The 2,095-nt window shown below is 38.8% G+C and carries 1 protein-coding gene; it reads right to left on the bottom strand.

Annotated features, from left to right (window positions below; all coding sequences use genetic code 11):
• The coding region (locus E1171_RS23520; protein WP_187696200.1) for a DUF2723 domain-containing protein at nucleotides 1–2,095 on the bottom strand (2,095 nt) is incomplete at both ends.

Below are 2,095 nucleotides of genomic sequence, written 5' to 3'. Positions count from 1 at the left end.
TTCATATTGTGAGGCAAGATCATTTTTCCCCGCATAATTCATGATTTGCCGAAGGTTACTCAAAACAAAAAGACTAAGTTCTTTTTGGTGATTGTAAGGATTTTGTTCATTTTCCCTGGAATAAACTAGAAATTCTTCTGCACGTTTGCCTATTACCTCGGTTATCTCCATTGCTTTTTTCTCTTCACCTACAGCAAGTAATAACCGAACCGTTTCAGGGCCAGTATGGCTGATCATTACCACCTTTTCCGGCATTAGTTCCAAACTTTTTAACAAAACCTCCCTTGCTTTTTCCTTTTTACCTTCATTTACAAGAGCACTAGCCAGGGAATTAAACTCTCCTCTGCTTCTATTAATGAATACTTCCCGATAGTTTTCGTCATAGTATACTTTTGGATTGTTTAATTCTCGCCAATACATCTTCTGCATCAGATTTTCATACATGATATCTGTATTCACTAATTGCTCATTTTGAAGATTGGATATTACTGGTAAGATTCGATAAACATTTCCTTCCTGAACTGCATATTCACTTATATCCACACCCAAGCCCATTAAAGAAGAATAATTCATATAAATCGGACGCTCCCAGTTACTAGAGACCAGTAAATCCAGGAATACCAAATCCTTTTTTTGAAGACCATTTTCCTTTAAACGAATCAATAAATTGTCTTGTAGATTTGATTTAAACTGTCCTGGTATAATGCCACTATTTAAAACCTTTGTGGTATCAACCTCCAGAAAGAAATTTTTGGATGGAACAATGTTAATGGAATCCCCATCTCCTACGGCTACATTAAGGGCTTTATGTCTTTCCTTTACCAAACCCAAATATTGCTTCAGATTAATGGCCCCTTTGATATTCGGGTTTTCTACATAAGGCAGATAATTATTTGGTCCCCCCTGTGAATAATCATCTTGTTCCAGAGTAAAAGGTAATGGTTTTGATTCGTTCATTTGTTTGCGCATCTGCTCAATATACCAATCGGAATTGGAATAGCTCCCCACAACGACACGTACATCGGTTCGAAAACCTTCTACTTCCTGCGCATACCACAAAGGGAAGGTGTCATTATCACCAGCGGTAAATAAAATAGCATTTGGCGCACAGGAAGCCAGGTAGTTTTTAGCAGAATCCACAGAAAAATAACGATCCGAACGATCGTGGTCATCCCAACCTTGGTATGCCATGAGCACCGGTATAGAAAGACCAATAAGGGACGCTGTCAGGGATGCACCTTTTTTCGATGGGAAAAATCTTTGCATCCATTGGCCAACTCCCATTACCCCCAGACCAATCCAAATGGTGAAGGCAAAGAAAGAGCCAATGTAAATATAAAAGCGCTCTCTAGGCTCTGAAGGGGGAGAGTTCATATAAAAGACCAAAGCAAAACCAAGCATCACAAACAAGGTAGTTACAATCCAAAAACCTTGTTTATCCTTTTTATACTGGAGAAACATGCCTATCAGGCCTAGAATTAAAGGAAGCATAAAATATTGATTCCTGGCCTTATTCCGAGCAAGCACTTCGGGAACCTTTTCCAAACTATCCCAAGGGGCAAGCCAACCTGCTCCTTGGATATCACTTTCCTTCCCGGCGAAATTCCACATAAAGTACCTCAAATACATATGTCCTATTTGATGGCCGACCATAAATCTTATATTATCGAAGAAATTGGGTTTCTCTCCTGGCCGAAGGCCTAGTTTCTGCTCATACCCCTTTACATATTTAGGGTCATTTCCTGCCCAAACTCTTGGTAAAATGGTAAGATCTGCAGGATCATATACATAATTTATTTTATTTCCGGAGGCCTCATAACTTTCCTTCCCCTTTACATAAATGGGTGTTTTTACCCTATCAACTACTTCTGCCGTATAGTTTTGCCCATAAATTAAGGGGCGGCTTCCGTATTGCTCCCGTTTCAGATAGGAAAGCATATTCATGATATTCTCTGGGTTATTTTCATCTATCGGAGGATTGTAATTGGAGCGAATCGCTACTAAAGTATATGAGGAATACCCAATAAGAAGAAATGTAAGGCCTAAGAATGCAGTATTTAACTTAGGTAAATTCTTTTTGATTGAATAATAAATA

Source organism: Xanthovirga aplysinae, from assembly GCF_009711365.1.
Lineage (GTDB): Bacteria > Bacteroidota > Bacteroidia > Cytophagales > Cyclobacteriaceae > Xanthovirga > Xanthovirga aplysinae.
This window is presented reverse-complemented; position numbering and strand designations above follow the sequence as displayed.